General features: G+C 69.3%; 16 protein-coding genes and 1 pseudogene. 8 read left to right on the top strand and 9 right to left on the bottom strand.

From position 1 onward, the window contains the following. Positions 1–15 precede the first annotated feature (15 nt). The 6 genes from MTBUT4_RS12525 to MTBUT4_RS12500 all read left to right on the top strand — a co-directional run bounded on the left by MTBUT4_RS12525 (position 16) and on the right by MTBUT4_RS12500 (position 8,169). Complete coding sequence (locus MTBUT4_RS12525; protein WP_173980027.1) at positions 16–912, top strand: hypothetical protein; 897 nt, start codon at positions 16–18, stop codon at positions 910–912. Positions 913–1,055: 143 nt separating this feature from the next. Beyond that, positions 1,056–3,221: a Wzz/FepE/Etk N-terminal domain-containing protein gene (locus MTBUT4_RS12520; RefSeq protein WP_173980026.1), complete on the top strand. Its 2,166-nt coding sequence runs from the start codon at positions 1,056–1,058 to the stop codon at positions 3,219–3,221. Positions 3,222–3,256: 35 nt separating this feature from the next. Beyond that, the gene (locus tag MTBUT4_RS12515) at positions 3,257–4,516 is read left to right on the top strand and encodes a glycosyltransferase family 4 protein (protein WP_173980025.1); all 1,260 of its coding nucleotides are present in this window, start codon (positions 3,257–3,259) and stop codon (positions 4,514–4,516) included. A 34-nt stretch (positions 4,517–4,550) separates the two neighbouring features. Continuing rightward, entirely contained in the window at positions 4,551–5,438 is an 888-nt protein-coding gene (locus MTBUT4_RS12510) for a glycosyltransferase family 2 protein (RefSeq protein WP_173980024.1), read from the top strand. Continuing rightward, the gene (locus MTBUT4_RS12505; protein WP_173980023.1) at positions 5,435–6,745 is read left to right on the top strand and encodes an oligosaccharide flippase family protein; all 1,311 of its coding nucleotides are present in this window, start codon (positions 5,435–5,437) and stop codon (positions 6,743–6,745) included. The genes MTBUT4_RS12510 and MTBUT4_RS12505 overlap by 4 nt, the downstream gene beginning before the upstream one ends. Beyond that, the gene (locus MTBUT4_RS12500) at positions 6,709–8,169 is read left to right on the top strand and encodes an O-antigen ligase (RefSeq protein ID WP_173980022.1); all 1,461 of its coding nucleotides are present in this window, start codon (positions 6,709–6,711) and stop codon (positions 8,167–8,169) included. The genes MTBUT4_RS12505 and MTBUT4_RS12500 overlap by 37 nt, the downstream gene beginning before the upstream one ends. Before the next feature lie 6 nt (positions 8,170–8,175). Here MTBUT4_RS12500 and MTBUT4_RS12495 read toward each other — a convergent pair whose 3' ends face one another. Together MTBUT4_RS12495 and lipA are read right to left on the bottom strand one after the other, a co-directional pair. Beyond that, positions 8,176–8,637, bottom strand: coding sequence for a type II toxin-antitoxin system RatA family toxin (locus tag MTBUT4_RS12495; protein WP_173980021.1), 462 nt, complete (start codon positions 8,635–8,637; stop codon positions 8,176–8,178). 1 nt (position 8,638) lies between these two features. Next, positions 8,639–9,583 (bottom strand): lipoyl synthase, encoded by a 945-nt coding sequence (lipA, locus tag MTBUT4_RS12490; RefSeq protein WP_173980020.1) that lies wholly within the window; start codon positions 9,581–9,583, stop codon positions 8,639–8,641. A gap of 78 nt (positions 9,584–9,661) precedes the next feature. On the opposite strand from lipA, the pseudogene MTBUT4_RS12485 reads away from it, so the two are divergent. Further along, positions 9,662–9,928 (top strand): annotated as a pseudogene (locus MTBUT4_RS12485) (tyrosine-type recombinase/integrase); the annotation flags it as partial. Between the two features lie 411 nt (positions 9,929–10,339). Here MTBUT4_RS12485 and lpdA read toward each other — a convergent pair. The 7 genes from lpdA to MTBUT4_RS12450 all read right to left on the bottom strand — a co-directional run bounded on the left by lpdA (position 10,340) and on the right by MTBUT4_RS12450 (position 18,801). Beyond that, positions 10,340–11,734 (bottom strand): dihydrolipoyl dehydrogenase, encoded by a 1,395-nt coding sequence (gene lpdA, locus MTBUT4_RS12480; protein WP_173980019.1) that lies wholly within the window; start codon positions 11,732–11,734, stop codon positions 10,340–10,342. A gap of 37 nt (positions 11,735–11,771) precedes the next feature. Then, the gene (locus MTBUT4_RS12475; RefSeq protein WP_173980018.1) at positions 11,772–12,380 is read right to left on the bottom strand and encodes a hypothetical protein; all 609 of its coding nucleotides are present in this window, start codon (positions 12,378–12,380) and stop codon (positions 11,772–11,774) included. Positions 12,381–12,499: 119 nt separating this feature from the next. Next, the gene (locus MTBUT4_RS12470) at positions 12,500–13,771 is read right to left on the bottom strand and encodes a pyruvate dehydrogenase complex dihydrolipoamide acetyltransferase (protein WP_173980017.1); all 1,272 of its coding nucleotides are present in this window, start codon (positions 13,769–13,771) and stop codon (positions 12,500–12,502) included. Positions 13,772–13,783: 12 nt separating this feature from the next. Next, positions 13,784–15,151 (bottom strand): pyruvate dehydrogenase complex E1 component subunit beta, encoded by a 1,368-nt coding sequence (locus tag MTBUT4_RS12465; RefSeq protein WP_173980016.1) that lies wholly within the window; start codon positions 15,149–15,151, stop codon positions 13,784–13,786. Between the two features lie 14 nt (positions 15,152–15,165). After that, positions 15,166–16,167 (bottom strand): pyruvate dehydrogenase (acetyl-transferring) E1 component subunit alpha, encoded by a 1,002-nt coding sequence (gene pdhA / locus MTBUT4_RS12460; RefSeq protein WP_173980015.1) that lies wholly within the window; start codon positions 16,165–16,167, stop codon positions 15,166–15,168. A gap of 416 nt (positions 16,168–16,583) precedes the next feature. Further along, positions 16,584–18,413 carry a methyl-accepting chemotaxis protein gene (locus MTBUT4_RS12455; RefSeq protein WP_254434850.1) on the bottom strand — a complete coding sequence of 610 codons (1,830 nt, stop codon included), beginning with the start codon at positions 18,411–18,413 and terminating at the stop codon, positions 16,584–16,586. Between the two features lie 40 nt (positions 18,414–18,453). Beyond that, complete coding sequence (locus MTBUT4_RS12450; protein ID WP_217424166.1) at positions 18,454–18,801, bottom strand: rhodanese-like domain-containing protein; 348 nt, start codon at positions 18,799–18,801, stop codon at positions 18,454–18,456. On the opposite strand from MTBUT4_RS12450, the gene MTBUT4_RS19310 reads away from it, so the two are divergent. Next, the coding region (locus MTBUT4_RS19310; RefSeq protein ID WP_217424165.1) for a hypothetical protein at positions 18,794–19,026 on the top strand (233 nt) is incomplete at its 3' end. The genes MTBUT4_RS12450 and MTBUT4_RS19310 overlap by 8 nt on opposite strands.

The following is a 19,026-nucleotide window of genomic DNA, read 5'->3' as shown; positions in this document are numbered from 1 at the left end:
CCTGGAGGGGTGACCATGGCGGGAAATCGCGAAGCCGTTCTGCTGATGACCCATTTCATCGACGACGTCATCGTCGCCCGCTACCGGCGCCTGGTCGCCGAGTCCGGATCGCGGCCGGTCTTCGTGCTGCTGAACGCCAGCGACGACGTCAATCCGTCCTACCGCCGGCCGCGCGACCTCAAGGTCTTCTCGTTCACCGCCGAATCCCTGCGCGGCCTCGGCTATCCGACCAAGGGGCGGCGCATCCGCGACAAGGACATCGAGCTGTTCGTCTTCCCCTTCTTCCGCGCCTACACCGAATTCGACCGGGTGTGGGTGGTGGAGTACGACGTCGAGTTCACCGGGCGCTGGAGCGAGCTGTTCGACCATTTCGCCGACAGTCAGGCGGCGCTGCTGGCCACCAGCCTGCACCGCCACGCCGTCAACCCGGCCTGGCCCAACTGGCCGAGCGTCAGCACGCCCGAGGGCCCGCCCGCCGACCTGTCCCGCTTCGTGCGCGCCTTCATGCCGTTCTACCGGCTGTCGCGGTCCGGCTACCTGGCCCTCGACGCCGCCTACCGCCAGGGCTGGGACGGCTTCTACGAGGGCATCGTGCCGCGCATCCTGCTGGATGCCGGCCTTGGCATCGAGGACATCGGCGGCGAGGGCGAATTCGTGCGCCCGGCCAATCTGGGGCGCTTCTACCGCTCCACCCCGGCCGACAACACCCTGTCGCCGGGCACCTTCGTGTTCCGTCCCATCCGCGCCCTGCCGGGGCCGGAGCCGGGAATGCTGTGGCATCCGGTCAAGCCCGAGACGGCGACCCACCGCACCGGCTGGCCGATCAAGCGCCGCCAGCAGATCGTGCACCGCGCCACCGCCTTCGCCAGACAGTCCATGGCCCGTCTCGGACGGATGCTCGAAAAGCCATAGGGGCCACCCGGAGGGTCAGGCCCTCCAGCCCTTTGCCGCTTTGCCGAAGGCCATGGGAAGCGCCGATATGTAGGCCGACCGGACGATGACTTGCCGGGCCATTCCTTGGACGACCGTCTCAACAGCTTCGGGAGCAGCCGAACATGGCCGCCGATCCTAACGATCCCCGCGGTCCCGACCAGCCCCTGGCGGTGCTGTGGCAGCGCAAGGCCCTGATCGCCGCATTGGTCGGGGGCGCCACCGGGCTGGCGGCGCTGGCCCTGGCCGTGGTCGAGCCGCGCTACACCGCCGAGGCGCTGGTGGCGCTCAACACCCGCACCAGCACCAGCGCCCAGTTGCTGACCTCCAAGCCGAACGTGACGGCGCCGCCCCTGGCCGCCGCGGTGGTGTCGACCGAGATCGACATCCTGCGCTCGCGGGCGATGACGGAAAGCGTGGTGGAGGCGCTGGCGCTGGACCGCGATCCCGAGTTCAACCGCCGCCTCGAGCCGTCGGTGCTGCCCGAGCCGGTGGCCGGCTGGTGGCGCGACCTGAAGGACACGCTGGTCGATGCCCCGGGCGACGACCGGGTGGCGGCGGTGGAAGCCGTCGCCAAGCGCCTGGAGGTGAAAAGCGACGCCGATTCCTTCGCCATCCGGATCAGCTTCGGCTCGCGCGAGGCGGGCAAGGCGGCGCTGATCGCCAACGCCTATGCCGACCTCTACATCCGCTCGCAGCGCGAGGCCCGGCTGGCCGACATGCGCATCGCCACCGACTGGATCACCGGCCAGATCGATCGCCTGCAGGGCGATCTCACCCGCGAAGCCGCGGACGCCGTGGCGTTGCGGCGCAAGCACAAGCTGGCGCCGGCCGAGCTGCGCGAGCAGGGCGTGGTGGCCGGCCAGCAGATGGTGGCGCTGACCACCGAACTGGCCATGGCCGAGCGCGAGCGGGCCGAGGCCGAGGCCTCATTGGCCCAGGCAAGGCGCTGGCAGAAGGGCGGCGGCTCCGCCGCCTCGCTGACCTTCGCCGAGGACTCGCCGTTCCTGCAGGAAATGCGGCGCGAGGAGGCCAAGATCCTGGGCCGGGTCGCCGAGCTGTCGGTGGGCTACCGCGAGGACAGCCCGGCCATGGCGGCGATGCAGGGCCAGCTCGCCACCCTGCGCGCCGAGATCGACCGCGAAATGTCGGCCCAGATCGAGCGCATCGCCAACCGCGCCGCCCAGGCCAAGGCGCGCGAGGACGTGCTGCGCCGGCGCCTGGACCGCATCTCGGGCCGCTCGGCCGCCTCGGACGCGGCGACCAGCGAAGTCGGTCAGCGCGAGAAGGTGATCGAGGCCAAGAACCTGATGCTGGAAAGCTTCCTCGGCCGCTACGCCGAGCTCACCAACCGCGCCGAAATCCTGGACTCGGACGCCCGCATCGCCTCGCGCGCCACGGCGCCGTCGCGGCCCTCGCACCCCAAGCCGCTGCTGTTCCTGGGGGTGGCCTTCACCGGCAGTTTCGGCCTGGCGGTGTCGCTGGCCTTCCTGCTGGAACGCTTCCGCGCCGGCTTCCTGTCGACCCGCCAGGTGCGCGAGGCGCTGGGCCTCGCCACCCTGGGCATCCTGCCCGACACCGGCGCGGCGACGCCCAAGGTGCGCCCCGGCGACTACCTGGTGGACCGCCCCGAATCGGTCTATGCCGAGGCGGTGCGCTCGGCCCAGATCGCCATCACCAACGCCCGCGGCGAGGGCGCCGGGCCGGTGATGGTGACTTCGTCGGTACCGGGCGAGGGCAAGACCGCCTTCGCAGTCAGCCTGGGGCGTTCGCTGGCCCTGTCCGAGAAGCGGGTGCTGCTGGTCGATTGCGACCTGCGCCGCCCCTCGGTGGCCCGCCAGCTCGACGCCTACGAGGTGCCCGGCCTGTCCGATTTCGCCCGCCAGCAGGCCTCGCTGGAGGAGGTGGTGCGTCACGACCCGCGCTCGGGCCTCGACTTCATCGCCGCCGGCGGCCACACCGCCGAGCCGCAGCGGGTGCTGGAGGACCCGGCGGTGGCCGCGGCCCTGAAGACCCTGGCCGCGCGCTACGACTGGGTGCTGGTCGATACCCCGCCGACCATGGTCGCCTCGGATGCCGCGCTGCTGACCGGACGCTGCGGCATGGCGCTCTACGTGGTCGAGTGGGACAAGACGCCCAGGCGCGCCGTCGAGGCCGGCATCGAGCATCTGCGCGCCTTCGACATCATCATCGGCGGCGTGGTGCTGACCAAGGTCGATCTCGACCGCCAGCGGCAATATTCCGACTACGTCGACTTCTGTTTCCGCAGTTCCGAGTACTACGGCAACTGACGCCTTCCCCCGAAACATCAACAAGCGAGACCCGCATGGGAGCGAACGCGTCCACCCCCGGAAAGGTGCTGATGATCGTCGAGAACCTGCCCGTCCCCCGTGACCGCCGGGTCTGGCAGGAGGCCCTGGCCCTCAGGGCGGCCGGCTGGGAGGTGTCGGTGATCTGCCCGGCCACCGACGTCTTCCCGCGCGGCCACGCCGAGATCGAGGGCATCCACGTCTGGCGCCACCCGCTGCCGACCAGTGGCGGCGGCCTGGCCGGATACGCCCTCGAATACGCCGTCGCCCTGGCCTGGGAGTTCGCCCTGGCCTGGCGGGTGCTGTTCGCCCGCGGCTTCGACGTCATCCACGCCTGCAACCCGCCCGAGACGGTGTTCCTGGTCGGCGCATTCTTCAAGCTGCTGCTGGGCAAACGCTTCGTCTTCGACCACCACGACCTGTCGCCCGAGCTCTATGTCGCCAAGTTCGGCCGCCGCGGCCCCGGCCACCGGCTGCTGCTGCTGCTGGAGCGCCTGACCTTCGCCACCGCCGACGTCTCCATCGCCACCAACGAGAGCTTCCGCCAGATCGCCATCCTGCGCGGCGGCATGGACCCGGAACGGGTGTTCGTGGTGCGCAGCGCTCCCGACCAGAGCCGCCTGAACGCCCCGGCCGCCGCCGCCGTGCCCGATCCGGCGATCCGCCGGGGGGCGCGCCACCTGCTGGCCTATGTCGGGGTGATGAACAGCCAGGACGGCGTCGAATACGTGCTGGAGGCCATGCGCATCCTGGTGGCCGAACAGGGCCGCGGCGACGTCCACGCGGTGCTGATGGGAGACGGGCCGCTGCTGGAGGGCCTGAAACGCATGGCGGAGAAGCTGGGCGTCGCCCATGCCGTCACCTTCACCGGCTGGGCCGACGACGACGTGCTGGTGCCCACCCTGGCCGCCGCCGACGTCTGCGTCTCGCCCGATCCGGCCAACGACTTCAACCACACCTGCACCATGAACAAGGTCCTGGAATACATGGCGCTGGGCAAGCCGGTGGTGATGTTCGACCTGGCCGAGGGACGCAGCTCGGCCGGCGACGCCGCCCTCTACGCCCAGGGCAACGATTCCCGCGATCTCGCCGCCAAGATCGCGCTGCTGCTGGACGATCCCGACATGCGGCACCGGCTGGGCGAACTGGGGCGCGCCCGCATGGAACGCGAGCTGGGCTGGAACCACCAGGTGCCCCGGCTGCTGGCGGCGTATCGCGCCCTGACCCGCCGCGCCGGGGAGGAAACCACGGAAGGGCTGGCGGACGACCGGCCCTGACAACGTGCGGCCAGACCATGTGCGGGAGTTGAGCATGGACCTACCCTTCGTCGACGTGGTCGTCCCCCACCTGGACGACCATCATCGCCTGGCCCTGTGCCTGGCCGACCTGGCGGCGCAGAGCTATCCCGCCGACCGCTTCTCGGTCACCGTGGTCGACAACGGCTCGAGCCGCCCGGTGGAGCAATCGGTGCTCGCACCCGCCCGGGCCAGGGTGCTGACCGAGCACCGCCGCGGCTGCGGCAGTGCCCGCAACCACGGCGTCGACGACACCGCCGGTACCATCCTGGCCTTCACCGATTCCGACTGCCGGCCGCACCCGGACTGGCTGCTGAACGGGGTGAAGCGACTGGCCGAGCCCGGCATCGACGTGGTCGCCGGCGCCATCGACGTGTTCGCCGCCGACGAGGCCGCCCCCACCGATGCCGAACTGTTCGACAAGGTGTTCGGCTTCGAGGCGCGCCGCTACGCCGAGCGCAAGCACTTCGCCACCGGCGCCAACATCATGGTCAGCCGGCGGGTGTTCCAGGTGGTGGGGCCGTTCCGCGACGGCACCCTGCCCGAGGACCTCGACTGGGGCCGGCGCGCCACCCGCCTGGGCTACCGCATCGTCTTCTGTCCCGAGGTCAAGGTGCGCCACCCGGCGCGGCGGACCATGGCCGATCTGCGCAAGAAGGCCGAACGCACCTGCTGGCATTCGCGCAACCTGATGGCGGAGCAGCCGCTGTTCCGCCTGCGCTGGGCCATCTACACCGCCGCCATGGCCTCGCCGCCGCTGATCAAGCTGAGCCAGATCCTGGCCTCCCCGGCCCTGTCCGGCTGGACCCAGCGGCGCCGGGCGGCGCGCGCCATGCTGCGGGTGCGGGGGTGGAAGGTGGCGACCATGCTGCGCTTCCTGGTGGCGCCGGTGCCGAGGGCATGACACGCCGCAAAAGCGGATTCTGGTTTCGCGCTTCCGGCCTGCTGCTGCGGCTGGCGGCGGACCGCGTGCGCACCCTGTCGCTGCTCGAGCAGGGCATCATCTCGGCCGCCAACTTCGTCGCCCTGCTGCTGCTGGCCCGCCACTTCGACCCCCGCACCTTCGGCGCCTTCTCCTTCGCCTGGCTGAGCCTGCATTTCGTGCTGAACCTGCACCGCTCGGCGGTGGTGGTGCCGTTCGTCGTCCACACCGCCGACCCCGCAATGCTGGCCGCCGAGGCGCCGGCCTGGCGCCGGCTCAATGCGCTGACCACCATCCTGGCGGCGGCGGCGCTGGGCCTGGCCGCGGCGATCGTGCCGGCGGTGGGGGCGCCGGCATGGATGTCGGCCGCCCTGTTCACGGCGGCGATGTTCGTGCCGCCCGCCTTCGTCTACGAGTTCCGCCGCCGCTGGCTGATCCAGCAGGAGCGCTTCGGCGCCGCGGTGGCGGCGGCGGCGCTCTATGGCGGCGGCATGGTCGGCGGAGTCGGCTGGGCGGTGGCGAGCGGCCATATCGGCGCCGCAATGGCCGGCATGACCTGCGCCAACGCCGGCGCCGCCCTGCTCTGCGTCATCCTCGCCCCCGCCCTGCCGGAACCGGCGCGGACGCCCGCCTTCGCCCCGTTCCTCAGGCGGCTCGCCCATTTCATCGGCTGGTCGGTGGCCAGCAACCTGGCCTATAACGGCTACGGCCACCTGCCGCCGCTGATCCTGGGCAGCCTGGCCGGGCCGGCGCCGGTGGCGCTGTTCCAGGCCATGCGCAACTTCACCCAGCCGCTGTCCACCGCCGCCACCGCCATCGACAATTTCGACAAGCCCCGCGCCGCCCGTGCGCTGGCCGCCGGCGGCCCGGCCGGGCTGGCCCGGGCGCTGGCCCACACCACCGCCGCCATGGCCGCCATGACCCTGCCCTACCTGGTGGTGCTGGTGGCGTTCGGCGACACCCTGGTGCCGCTGGTCTACGGCGCCCGCTACGGCGACCCCACCCCGGTGCTGCTGTGGTTCGCCGCCGTCCATGTGGCGGTGGTCTTCGTCTATCCGCTGGAGACCGCCATGGTGCTGCTGCGCCGGCCCGACCTGCTGTTCTTCGGCCGGGTCGGCTCGGCGGCGGTCGGCATCGGTCTCAGCCTTGCCCTGGTGCCCACCTGGGGCCTGGGCGGCGCCATGGCCGGCATCACCGCCGGGATCGTCGCCTCTGGCCTAGGGTCCCTCTGCCTGTTGCTCCGGGAGAAGCCATGGATGCCCAAGCCCCCGCGCCCCGGCCGGCGGTGATCGCCGCCGCCCTGGTCGCCGTCGCCGCCTTCGCGGTCTCGCTGATGATCGCCGCAGCGTCGGATGGAAGTGCCGCCTGGGCGGCGCTGCCGCTGGTGCCGGTGGCGCTGATGTGGTCGGCGCCGCTGCTGGCCGGGCTGCTGCGCGGCCGCCCCTGGGCCTGGATGCTGGCCCTGGCGCTGCTGATCTTCGTCACCGATGCCAGCTTCCGGGCGCGGCCCTGGGCCGACAAGTCGGTGGACTGGCAGGTGCTGCTGAAGGCGGCGGTATGGGCGGGGTGCGGGCTGGCCGGGCTGCTGCGGCTGGGAGCCGGCGACGGCGTGTGGAAGCGGCCGCCGGCGGTGCTGACGCTGGCCTTCATCGGGTTGCTGGGAGCCTCGGCGGCATGGTCGCCGACGCCCCTCTACACCCTGCAATCGGCGGTGGCCTTCGGCTGGCTGTTCCTGTTCGGCCTGGCCGCCGCCGAGGTGCTGGACGAGACCCGGCTGCTGCAGGCGGTGGCCCTGGGCTGCGGCCTGATCGTGCTGCCGTCGCTGGCGATGGCGCCGTTCGCCTATGGCCTCGCCCCGTCCAGCCCGGGCAGCACCGGCGATCCCGACCGCCTGCGCGGCCTGACCGACCATCCCATCCCCATGGCCGAGATCGCCGTGCTGTTCACTTTCGCCGTGCTCGCTTTGGCCGGACGGGTGCGCGCCGCCTCGGTCCGCATCGGGCTGGTCGTGCTGGCGCTGGCGGGGGCGGCGGCGGTGCTGCTGACCCAGTCGCGGGTCGCCCCGGTGGCCATGCTGGCGGCGGTGGCGCTGTACGTCGCCTACCGCCGCGGCGGCTGGCTGCTGCTGCTGCCCACCCTGGTGATGCTGACCGGAGCGGTGCTGGCGGCGGAATCCCTGTCGGGCTTCGCCGCCCTGCTGCCCGGCGACCTGCTGGAGCTGGTGTCGCGGTCGGGCTCGTCCAGCGAGATCCTCAGCCTGTCGGGACGGCTGGAGATCTGGCCCTACGTGCTGGGACGCATCGGCGAATCACCCCTGCTCGGCCACGGCCACGCCGCCGGCATCGAGCTGTTCCGCGGCTTCACCCGCTGGCGCATCACCCATGCCCACGACCTCTATCTGCAGGCGGCGCTGTATGTCGGGCTGGTCGGGCTGGGCCTGCTGGCGGCGGCCTTCGCCACCCAGCTCAAGGTGTTCCTGGCCGCCCCCAGCCCGGTGCGCGACATCCTGCTGCTCTACACCCTGCTGAAGGGCGTCACCGAGCAATCGGTGCTGTCCAACATGCCCTCGGGCAGCGTGGCGCTGTGGATGGTGACGGTGGGGCTGGCGGCGGTGGCGTGGCGGGGAAATCCGTCGTTCCCGCGCAGGCGGGAACCCAGGGGTCACGGACAGGCTGTCGGTGCACCTCCTGGATCCCCGCCTTCGCGGGGATGACGGCTCCTAAAGGACCACCGCCGCCCTTCCGTCCGGGCCGTAGAGTTCGCGGGCGCGCTTCTCGAACGACGCCACCATCAGGCGCACCGCCTCGCCGAACAGGGCGCCGATCAGCTTCTGCAGCAGCTTGGAGCGGAACTCGAAATCCACGAAGAAGTCGATCACCGTGCCGCCGTCGGCGGTGGGGGTGAAGACCCAGTGGTTGTTGAGGTGGTGGAACGGCCCCTCGGTATAGGTGACGTCGATGCGCATGGCGGCGCGGTTCAGCACCACCTTCGAGGTGTAGCGCTCGCGCACCAGCTTGAAGCCGATCACCAGGTCGGCGAAGAAGACGTCGCCGTCGCGCTTGCGGATACGGGCGGCGACGCACCAGGGCAGGAAGTCCGGGTATTTCTCGACGTCGGCGACCAGCGCGAACAGCTGGTCTGGGGTGAAGGGCAGCGGGCGCTGTTCGGCGTGGGTGGGCATGTCACTCGGCCGCCCGCAGGGCGGCGCGGGCCTTCCGCAATTCCTCGAAATCGCGGTCGGCGTGGTGCGACGAGCGGGTCAGCGGCGTCGCCGCCACCATCAGGAAGCCCTTGGCCTTGGCCATGGCGGCGTAGTCGGCGAACTCGTCGGGGGTGACGAAGCGATCCACCGCCACGTGCTTCAGGGTCGGCTGCAGGTACTGGCCGATGGTGATGAAGTCGATGCCGGCCGAGCGCATGTCGTCCATCACCTGCAGCACTTCCGCCCGCGTCTCGCCCAGGCCGACCATGATGCCGGACTTGGTGAAGATCTCGGGCTCCAGCTCCTTGGCCTTCTGCAGCAGGCGCAGCGATTCGAAATAGCGCGCCCCCGGGCGGATGGCGGGATAGAGCCGCGGCACGGTCTCGAGGTTGTGGTTGAAGACGTCGGGCCGGGCCGCCGCCACCGCCTCGACCGCGCCCGCCTTGTCGCGGAAATCGGGGGTCAACACCTCAATTGTGCAGCCGGTTCCCAGGGCGCGGATGCGCTGGATGCAGGCGACGAACTGGAAGGCGCCGCCATCGGCCAGATCGTCGCGGTCGACCGAGGTGATGACCACGTGCCGCAGGCCCATGGAGTTCACGCTGTCGGCCAGGTGCTCGGGCTCGGCCAGATCCACCGTGCCCTTGGGGTTGCCGGTCTTGACGTTGCAGAAGGCGCAGGCCCGGGTGCAGGTGTCGCCCAGGATCATGAAGGTGGCGTGCTTGTGCTTCCAGCACTCGCCGATATTGGGGCAGGCCGCCTCCTCGCACACCGTGTGCAGGTTCTTGTCCCGCATCAGCCGCCGCACCTCGGCGGCCTCGGCCGAGGTGGGCGCCTTGACCCGGATCCAGTCGGGCTTGCGCGGCGACGGATTGTCGGGCTTGCGGGCCTTCTCGGGATGGCGGATGACGGGAGCGTCGGTCATGGATTGGATATCGGCCAGGGCGGATGGCGGGTCAAGGAAAACCGTGACATCTTCCAGGACCGTCACCCCCGGGCTTGACCCGGGGGTCCATGGCGCCGGTCCGTGGATGGCCGGGTCAAGCCCACGGCTGTCCGGTTTAATTCTNGCCTGCCCGACACCGCCACCCCGCACGCGCTCAGGCATTCCTTCGCCACCCACCTGCTGGCCGGCGGCGGCGATCTGCGCACCATCCAGGAATTGCTGGGCCACGCCTCGCTGTCCACCACCCAGCGCTACACCAAGGTCGATGCCGCCCGCCTGAAGGGCGTCTACGACAAGGCCCATCCGCGGGCGAAGGCCAGGTAGGTCGCCATGCGTCAAGTCCGAACCACTCCTAACTCGTCATGGCCGGGCTCGCCCCACGGCTGTCCGGTTTAATTTTCGGCTGTTAAGGGCCCCCTCGCCCGCCTGCGGGAGAGGGGGCGAGCGTCAGCGAGCCGGGGTGAGGGCGGCGCGTGTCCACGCGCCCAAGACCTGGAGAGACAGCCGCTTTCGCTGTCGCGAAGCGCACCTGGCGGTGCGCGCCCTCTCCCTCCCGTCGCTGTCGCGACGGGCCCCTCCCTCTCCCGCTGGCGGGCGAGGGAAATTATGTCTACTGCGGCCAGCGTCACCCTGGACGCAGCCGTCACCAAGGGCTTCGAAAGGCGTTCCGAAAATTAAACCGGACAGAAGTGGGTCAAGCCCGGCCATGACGAAGACGTGTGCGTGGTGAAAACCCTAGAAATGGATCGCCCGCCCCCAGGCCGCCAGCACCGATTCGTGCATCATTTCCGACAGGGTCGGATGGGGGAAGACGGTGTGCATCAGCTCGGCCTCGGTGGTCTCCAGGGTCTTGGCGATGGTGTAGCCCTGGATCATCTCGGTGACCTCGGCGCCGATCATGTGGGCGCCCAGCAGCTCGCCGGTCTTGGCGTCGAACACCGTCTTGATCAGGCCCTCGGCCTCACCCAGCGCGATGGCCTTGCCGTTGCCGATGAAGGGGAAGCGGCCGACCTTGACCTGATAGCCCTTCTCCACCGCCTTCTTCTCGGTCAGGCCGACGCTGGCCACCTGGGGATGGCAGTAGGTGCAGCCGGGGATCTTGCGGATGTCCAGCGGGTGGACGTCCTTGAGGCCGGCGATCTTCTCGACGCAGATCACCCCTTCGTGGCTGGCCTTGTGCGCCAGCCACGGCGGCGCCGTCAAATCGCCGATGGCGTAGACTCCCGGCTCGCCGGTGGCGCACCACTGATCGGTCACCACGTGGCCCTTCTCCAGCACCACCTTGGTGCCTTCCAGGCCCAGATTCTCGGAATTGGCGACGATGCCCACCGCCGAGATGACGCGATCGACCACGATGTCCTCGATCTTGCCGCCGGTCTCCACCTGCACCGCCACCTCGGTGGCCGATTTCTTCAGCCCCTTGACGGTGGCGCCGGTGAGGATGCGCATGCCCTGCTTCTCGAACTGCTTCTGGGCATGGGCGCTGATCTCCTCGTCCTCGACGGGAAGCACCCGGTCCATCACCTCGACCACCGTGACGGCCGACCCCAGCGCGTTGAAGAAACTGGCGAATTCGATGCCGATGGCGCCCGAGCCGATGACCAGCAGCCGCTTCGGCACTGTGTCGGGAACCAGCGCCTCCCTGTAGGTCCAGACGAACTTGCCGTCGGGCTCCAGCCCCGGCAGCACCCGGGCCCGCGCGCCGGTGGCGAGGATGATGTGCTTGGCCGAGAGCTGCGCCCCGTCCTTGCCCTCGACCACCACCTTGCCTTTCCCTGCCAGCTTGCCGTGGCCGTCGAACACGGCGACCTTGTTCTTCTTCAGCAGGCCCTTGACGCCGGCATTGAGCTGGGCCGAAACCCCGCGCGAGCGCTTGACGATGGCGGCGAGGTCGTAGCCCGGCTGGCCCGCCGACAGGCCGTAGGACGCGGCGTGCAGCATGGTGCGGTAGACGTCGGCCGAGCGCAGCAGCGCCTTGGTCGGGATGCAGCCCCAGTTGAGGCAGATGCCGCCGAGATGCTCGCGTTCCACCACCGCGGTCCTGAGGCCCAGCTGGGCGGCGCGGATGGCCGCCACATAGCCGCCGGGTCCGCCGCCGATGACCACCAGGTCGAAGCTGTTCTCGGGCATGTCCCTTTTCTCCACGAAGCTCATGGTCGGCAACGGATCAGGCGGCGCGGGCGATGGGCCGCCACGCCTGGTCGAGGTCGAAGGCCAGGTCGTGGTCGGCGACGTAGCGCCACAGGAAGGCGTCGAAATCGCCATGGAACTCCTCGGCCACGAACTGCTCCAGCGCGGCGGCCTTGGCGGCGTAGACCGGCATCAGGTCGAAGCGCCAGCCGCCCTTGTCGTCGGCGGCGGCCTTCAGCATGCCGCCCTCGTCCATCTCGGCGACCAGGCGCTTCATGACCCACGCCCCGTCCTCGTCGAAGCCCAGGTGCTCGCCCAGGGACAGCTCGTCCACCAGGGCGTCGAGATAGGGGAACGCGGTGAAGGCCATCAGGAACACCGCCTCGGGCGGCGCCCCCAGGATGTCGGCCGGCTCGGGCATGCCGCGCAGGCGGGTGACGAAGAAGCGGGTGAGCGGGTCGCGCGCCGCCAGCTCTGCCTTGCCCTCGGCGCGGTAGATGTCCTTCAGGTCCTCGCCCCAGGCCGCGGCGGCGCCGAACAGGCGGGCGGCGGCTGAGTTCATGCGGCCGTCGCGCAGCGCCTGTTTCAGCCCCTCGAAACCGGTGCGGATGCCCGACAGGGCGCGGGCGGTCTCATCCTTGTCCATCTTATCCTCTCAGAACCAACAGCATTTTTCCGTTTCGTCACCCCCGGGCGTGACCCGGGGGTCCATGGCGCCGAGGCGTGGATGGCCGGGTCAAGCCCGGCCATGACGAAGGAAATGGGTCACAGCAGCATCGACAGCGGGTCTTCCACCAGCTTCCTGAAGGCGGCCAGGAATTCGGCGCCGACGGCGCCGTCCACCACCCGGTGGTCCACCGACAGGGTGCAGGTCATGACGGTGGCGACGGCCAGGGCGCCGTCCTTCACCACCGGGCGCTGCTCGCCCGCCCCCACCGCCAGGATGCAGCCCTGGGGCGGGTTGATGATGGCGGCGAATTCGCGGATGCCGTACATACCCAGGTTGGAGACGGTGAAGCCGCCGCCCTGGAACTCCTCGGGCTTCAGCTTGCCGTCGCGGGCCTTGGCCGCCAGCTCCTTCATCTCGCTGGAAATGGCGCCCAGACCCTTGCCGTCGGCCTTGCGCACGATGGGGGTGATGAGGCCGTTGGGCGTGGCCACCGCCACCGAGATGTCCACGTCGGTGTAGCGGCGGATCGCCTCCTCGCCCCACGAGGCGTTGGCGGCCGGCACCTTCCTCAGCGCCAGGGCGACGGCGCGGACCACGAAGTCGTTGACCGAGAGCTTATAGCTGTCAGACCGCCCGTTCAGCTCGGACCGGATGCGCAGCAGCTCGTCGATGCGGCAATCGATGGTCAGGTAGAAATGCGGGATGGTCGATTTGGCCTCGGTCAGGCGCCGGGCGATGACCTTGCGCACGTTGGAATTGGGGATCTCCTCGTAGGCCGGGCCGAACGGGTTGTCCACCGGCGCGGCGACCGGCGCGGGCGCCGGAGCGGCGACCGGAGCGGCGACCGGAGCCGCCTTGACCCCGCCCTTCACCGCCGCCTCGATGTCGGCCTTGACGATGCGCCCGTGCGGGCCGGAACCGGTCACCAGCTTGAGGTCGAGCCCGGCCTGGGCGGCCAGGCGGCGGGCCAGCGGGCTGGCGAACAGGCGGTCGCCGGCCCTCTCGCGGGGCGGGGTTGGGGTGGGGGCATGGGCGGCAGGCACGGGAGCAGGCGGCGCCATGTCCCCCTCCCGACCTCCCCCCGCTGGCGCGGGGCGAGGAGAGGTAATGGTTGCCGCGCTCTCGCCCTCTTCCAGCAGGACGGCGATGGGCTGGTTGACCTTGACGCCGGCGGTGCCGCCGGGGACCAGGATCTTGCCGATGGTGCCCTCGTCCACCGCCTCGAATTCCATGGTGGCCTTGTCGGTCTCGATCTCGGCGATGACGTCGCCGGACTTGACCGCGTCGCCTTCCTTCTTCAGCCAGCGGGCCAGGGTGCCTTCGCTCATGGTCGGCGAGAGCGCGGGCATCAGGATCTCGATGGGCATGGCGCTCTCCCCTTACTTGGCGTAGCAGACCTTGCGGACGGCATCGGCCACCGTCTGCGCGGTGGGCAGGTACATCCGCTCCAGGTTGGCGGCATAGGGCATGGGCACGTCGGCGCCGCACACCCGCACCGGCGGGGCATCCAGCCAGTCGAAGCAATGCTCCATCATCACCGCGGCGATTTCCGAGCCGATGCCGGCGAAGGCCCAGCCTTCCTCGACGCTGACCACGCGGTTGGTCTTCCGCACCGAGGCGGCGATGGTCTCGACGTCGAGCGGGCGGATGGAGCGAAGATTGACCACCTCGGCCTCGATGCCTTCCGAGGCCAGCAGGGTCGCCGCCTCCAGCGCCACGCCGACCATGCGCGAATAGCTGACGATGGTGACGTGGGTGCCGTCGCGCTCGATCTTGGCCTTGCCGATGGGGACGACGAAGTCCGGGTCGTCGGGGACGTCGAAGGTCTGGCCGTAGAGGATCTCGTTCTCAAGCACCACCACCGGGTTGGGATCGCGGATGGCCGCCTTCATCAGGCCCTTGGCGTCGGCCGCCGAATAGGGGGCGACCACCTTGAGGCCCGGGCAATGGGCGTACCACGAGGCGAAGTCCTGGCTGTGCTGGGCGCCCACCCGCGCCGCCGCCCCGTTGGGACCGCGGAAGACGATGGAACACGGCTGCTGACCGCCCGACATGTACAGGGTCTTGGCCGCCGAGTTGATGACGTGGTCGATGGCCTGCATGGAGAAGTTCATGGTCATGAACTCGACGATGGGCTTCAGGCCGGAAAAGGCGGCGCCCACCGCCAGGCCGGCGAAGCCCATCTCGGTGATCGGGGTGTCGATCACCCGCTCGGGGCCGAACTCGTCCAGCATGCCCTGGCTGATCTTGTAGGCGCCCTGGTACTGGCCGACCTCCTCGCCCAGCAGGAACACCGCCGGATCGGCGCGCATCTCCTCGGACATGGCGTCGCGCAGCGCCTCGCGCACGGTCTGGCGCACGGTCTTGTCGTAGACCTTCTCGTCGGCGGCCGGCTTGTGGATGGCGGCGGCCATGGGCGCCGCCACCTTGGGCTCGGCATGGTTGACCGGCACGGTGGCGGGACCGGCGTTCTCCATCACCTTCGACAGGGCCGAGTTGTCCTCGCCCTCCTCCAGCAGAATGGCGATGGGGGTGTTCACCGCCACCCCGTCGGTGCCGCCCTGGACCAGGATCTTGCCGAGGCGGCCTTCCTCGACCGCCTCCATCTCCATGGTCGCCTTGTCGGTCTCGATCTCGGCCAGCACCTCGCCGGACTTGACCGCGTCGCCCTCGGCCTTCAGCCAGCGGGCCAGCTTGCCCTCGGTCATGGTCGGCGACAGCGCCGGCATCAACACTTCGATTGCCATGTCGTCCTCCCCCCTCAGGCGTCGATCAGAACGTCGGTCCACAGCTCGGACGGATCCGGCTCGGGACTGGATTGCGAGAATTCGGCGGCCTCGGTGACGATGGCCTTGACCTCGCGGTCGATCTCCTTGAGGCCGGCCTCGTCGATGGCGCCGGTGTCCAGCAGCCTGGCCTTCAGGGTGTCGATGGGGTCGTGCTGCTCGCGCATCTTGCTGACCTCCTCCTTGGTCCGGTACTTGGCCGGGTCGGACATGGAGTGGCCGCGGTAGCGGTAGGTCTTCATCTCCAGGATGTAGGGGCCGTCGCCCGAGCGGGCGTGCTCCAGGGCGCGCGATGCCGCCTCGAACACCGCCGGCACGCTCATGCCGTCCACCGCCTCGCCGGGAATGCCGTAGGCCTGGCCGCGCATGAACAGCTCGGTGCCGGCGGCGTGGCGCTGGGTCGAGGTGCCCATGGCGTACTTGTTGTTCTCGATCACGTAGACCACGGGCAGCTTCCACAGCGCCGCCATGTTGAAGCTCTCGTACACCTGGCCCTGGTTGAGCGCGCCGTCGCCCAGGTAGCAGTGACAGACGCCGCCGTCCTTGGAATATTTGTGGGCGAAGCCCAGCCCGGTGCCGATGGGCACCTGGGCGCCGACGATGCCGTGGCCGCCGTAGAAGCGCTTGTCGCGGCTGAACATGTGCATCGAGCCGCCCTTGCCCTTGGAATAGCCGCCGATGCGCCCCGTGAGCTCGGCCATCACGCCCTTGGCGTCCATGCCGCAGGCCAGCATCTGGCCGTGGTCGCGGTACGAGGTGATGACCGAATCGGTCGCCCCGGCCGCCGCCTGCATGCCGACCACCACCGCCTCCTGGCCGATATAGAGGTGGCAGAAGCCGCCGATCAGGCCCATGCCGTAAAGCTGGCCGGCCTTCTCCTCGAACCGGCGGATCAGCAGCATGTCGCGGTACCAGCGGACCAGCTGATCGCGGCCGGGCTCGGTGGCCTTGCCCTTGCGCTTGGGTGCGGTCGCCATGACTCCTCCCTGGGGTCGTTTGAGGACGGTTTCCAAGATAGGTAAACCGCCCTACCCTTTTTTGCAAGACTTATCAAATTCGAAAACGCTTGTATTGCAACGCAATAATGACGGTTAACCGCTTTTCGGTTAATCACCATTGTTGCGCCCATGAGGCGTATCATGATGCGCCAGCGGGTCCCCGGTCCAGCCGCACCGAGGCCATAGGTGCGACTGCCCGACTGTCTATGTCGGAAGGGGAAGGCGGGATGAAAAGGGGGGAGAGGGGCGTACGGGGGTGCAGCCGACAAAGGCCGTGCACCGGGCAAGGACGGCGGCCGCCGACAAGCGACGAGCCCGCGCCCGACGCAAGGTCATTGGGAGCGGGCTGCGGGCAACACGCTCACCGCATCTGGACGATGATGTCTTCGCCCCGATCAGCCGGCGCGCAGTTCGCGCAGGAAGTCCTGGAACTCGGCTTCCAGCTTGCCGCTGTCCTCCCGCAAGCGGCCGGCGGCACCGATCACACCGCGGACGGTTTCGCTCGTCTCCATCGCCACGCGGGCGACGCCGCCGATGGCCGTGGCGACCTCACCAGCGCTATGCGCCGCATGTTCGACGTTGCGGGCGATCTCGGCGGTAGCGGCGCCCTGCTCCTCCACCGCACCGGCCACCGCGACGGACAGTTCGTTGATCCGCCCGATCGTGCCGGTGATGGCACGAATGACGGATACGGCCTGGCGGGTCTCGTCCTGGATCGCGTTGACCTGCGTCGAAATCTCTTCGGTGGCGCGGGCGGTCTGGCCGGCGAGGTTCTTGACCTCGTGGGCCACCACGGCGAATCCCTTGCCGGCATCACCGGCCCTGGCCGCTTCGATGGTGGCGTTGAGCGCCAGCAGGTTGGTCTGGCTGGCGATGGAGTTGATCAGGCTGACGACCTCGCCGATGCGCTGGGCGGCGGTGGCCAGGCCCTGGATCTTGCCGTTGGCGGCTTCGGCTTCGCCGAAAGCCTCGCGGGCGATGTCGGCCGAGGCGTTGACCTGTCTCGATATTTCCTGGATCGAGGCGTTCAGCTCGGTGCTGGCCGCCGACGCTGTTTCGACGTTGCTGGACGCCTCTTCCGTCGCGGACGTCACCGATGCGGTCTGAGCCATGGTGCTTTCGGCGTTGCCGCTCATCTGGTCGGCAGCCCCCAGCAGTTGCTCCACCGTCTGCGAAATGGTGCCCATGGTCGCCCGCACCCGGGCTTCCAGGCGATCGGCCAGTTCCGCCATTTCCCGCTTCCGCGCGATCCGACCTTCCTCCTCAAGGTGCAACCGCTCGGCCCTGGCGCCCTCTTCGGCCTGCCGGGCCTGCTCCAGTTCAAGACTGACCGCGTCCTCGCGCTGCTCCACCGTCCGCAGGAGCAGATGGATCGCGGTCAGGGTCGCCCCTCCCACCACCGCCATGACCGCCAGCAGGAGGACGTAGGACAGCACCCGGGTCCATCTCAGTTCAGCGGACAGATGGTCGACGTCCTGAACCGCATGGATTGCGGCCAGTGGACGGCCGTCCTTGTCCTTCAGGGTCAGGGACAGCGCGTGCGTGCTTGCACCTTCGGGAATGGTGAAGTTGGCGAGCTTCCTGGCCGGACGAGCCCCCCCCAGGTCGGCGATGGCCACCTGCATTCCAAGGCGGGTGTCAAGATCGGCCAGGGCGACCAGGGGATCGACGTGCAGAATGGCGTATCCCAGCAGGCGCAGGCCGCCCACGGGCGCGATTACGCTGAGCCGCGCCTGCCCGTTGTCGAGCCAGACATGATGCAGGATGCGCAGGCGGTCCGGTCCCTGACGGGCCTTGAGTGCCGCCATCAGATCGTCGGGAAGCGGTGTGCGGTCGCCCGCCCACTTCTCGCCCAGGATCGTCAAGTCGGGTGCCGCCATGGTCAGGCCGATGAAATGCACCCGCCCCTCGGAAAAGACATCCCGCCGTTCAGCATCGGCGATCGTCTCGGACACCTGCTCGCGCGCGCTCAACGCCTGGCGCACCCCACCTTCCTGGGCGACCTCCGACACCGCCGCAGCGGCCATGGCGGCGTGGCGCCGCCATATCAGGTCGCCGGCCAGATTGTCGAGAAGCAGTTGGGACTGACGGTCCTGGAAGAGGAAAACCAGGGATTCGTAACGCCCGGTGACGAACGTTACCACACCGATGCTGGCCGCCACCACCACGAGCCCCGCAACGATGAGAATGGTCATCAGCGTACGCCTGCGCTTGCGTGCGTTCATTACCGCCTCCCCGCCCGAATACCGTCAGCCCCGCCTGCCTCTACTTGCCGACCAGCGGCAGGCCCTTGGCCTTCCACTCGTCCATGCCGAGTGCATAGTAGTAGACCTTGCTGTAGCCGTATTCGATCGCCTTGCCCGCCGCAGCGGCGGCACGGCCGCACTTGACCCCGTTGCAGTAGAACAGAGCGGGGTTGGTCTTGGCCGCGATGTGCTTGGCCAGAACGTCAGGACCGGTGATGTCGGTGTCGATCAGGCGCACGGCTCCCTCGATGTGGCCGGCGGCGTAGTCGCCCTCCTTGCGATTATCCAGGATGACAAGGTTGGCGTTGGCCTCGATCAGCTTGACGACTCCATCGGCGTCGACAGTCGTCGCCCCCTTGATGGTCATCGGCGCATCGGCCGCAGCCGCGACGCCAGCCGATCCCACCTATACCGCCAACACAACCAATACCCTGAAGATGGCTTTGTTCATTGTTTCTACTCCCGTGCAATCCGCAATTTCCCGGATGGAGGGCGTTCCGCCTCTTGATTTTCAGAATGTTAATACAAATTGGCCGTGTTCAAAAGGCTGGAACCCCATTGCCAGACGCACTGTTCGCTGCGAAGCTAGCCC

The sequence above is a fragment of the Magnetospirillum sp. UT-4 genome (assembly GCF_902729435.1).
GTDB lineage: Bacteria > Pseudomonadota > Alphaproteobacteria > Rhodospirillales > Magnetospirillaceae > Magnetospirillum.
This window is presented reverse-complemented; position numbering and strand designations above follow the sequence as displayed.

What these genes read in the sequence shown, in the direction of transcription:
- MTBUT4_RS12450 (WP_217424166.1), bottom strand. Translation starts at nt 18,801, where the DNA reads ATGACCATCAAGGGGGCGACGACTGTCGACGCCGATGGAGTCGTCAAG.
- lipA (WP_173980020.1), bottom strand. Translation starts at nt 9,583, where the DNA reads ATGACCGACGCTCCCGTCATCCGCCATCCCGAGAAGGCCCGCAAGCCC.
- MTBUT4_RS12505 (WP_173980023.1), top strand. Translation starts at nt 5,435, where the DNA reads ATGACACGCCGCAAAAGCGGATTCTGGTTTCGCGCTTCCGGCCTGCTG.
- MTBUT4_RS12510 (WP_173980024.1), top strand. Translation starts at nt 4,551, where the DNA reads ATGGACCTACCCTTCGTCGACGTGGTCGTCCCCCACCTGGACGACCAT.
- MTBUT4_RS12470 (WP_173980017.1), bottom strand. Translation starts at nt 13,771, where the DNA reads ATGCCCATCGAGATCCTGATGCCCGCGCTCTCGCCGACCATGAGCGAA.
- lpdA (WP_173980019.1), bottom strand. Translation starts at nt 11,734, where the DNA reads ATGCCCGAGAACAGCTTCGACCTGGTGGTCATCGGCGGCGGACCCGGC.
- MTBUT4_RS12500 (WP_173980022.1), top strand. Translation starts at nt 6,709, where the DNA reads ATGGATGCCCAAGCCCCCGCGCCCCGGCCGGCGGTGATCGCCGCCGCC.
- MTBUT4_RS12520 (WP_173980026.1), top strand. Translation starts at nt 1,056, where the DNA reads ATGGCCGCCGATCCTAACGATCCCCGCGGTCCCGACCAGCCCCTGGCG.
- MTBUT4_RS12475 (WP_173980018.1), bottom strand. Translation starts at nt 12,380, where the DNA reads ATGGACAAGGATGAGACCGCCCGCGCCCTGTCGGGCATCCGCACCGGT.
- MTBUT4_RS12465 (WP_173980016.1), bottom strand. Translation starts at nt 15,151, where the DNA reads ATGGCAATCGAAGTGTTGATGCCGGCGCTGTCGCCGACCATGACCGAG.
- MTBUT4_RS12495 (WP_173980021.1), bottom strand. Translation starts at nt 8,637, where the DNA reads ATGCCCACCCACGCCGAACAGCGCCCGCTGCCCTTCACCCCAGACCAG.
- MTBUT4_RS12455 (WP_254434850.1), bottom strand. Translation starts at nt 18,413, where the DNA reads ATGAACGCACGCAAGCGCAGGCGTACGCTGATGACCATTCTCATCGTT.
- pdhA (WP_173980015.1), bottom strand. Translation starts at nt 16,167, where the DNA reads ATGGCGACCGCACCCAAGCGCAAGGGCAAGGCCACCGAGCCCGGCCGC.
- MTBUT4_RS12515 (WP_173980025.1), top strand. Translation starts at nt 3,257, where the DNA reads ATGGGAGCGAACGCGTCCACCCCCGGAAAGGTGCTGATGATCGTCGAG.
- MTBUT4_RS12525 (WP_173980027.1), top strand. Translation starts at nt 16, where the DNA reads ATGGCGGGAAATCGCGAAGCCGTTCTGCTGATGACCCATTTCATCGAC.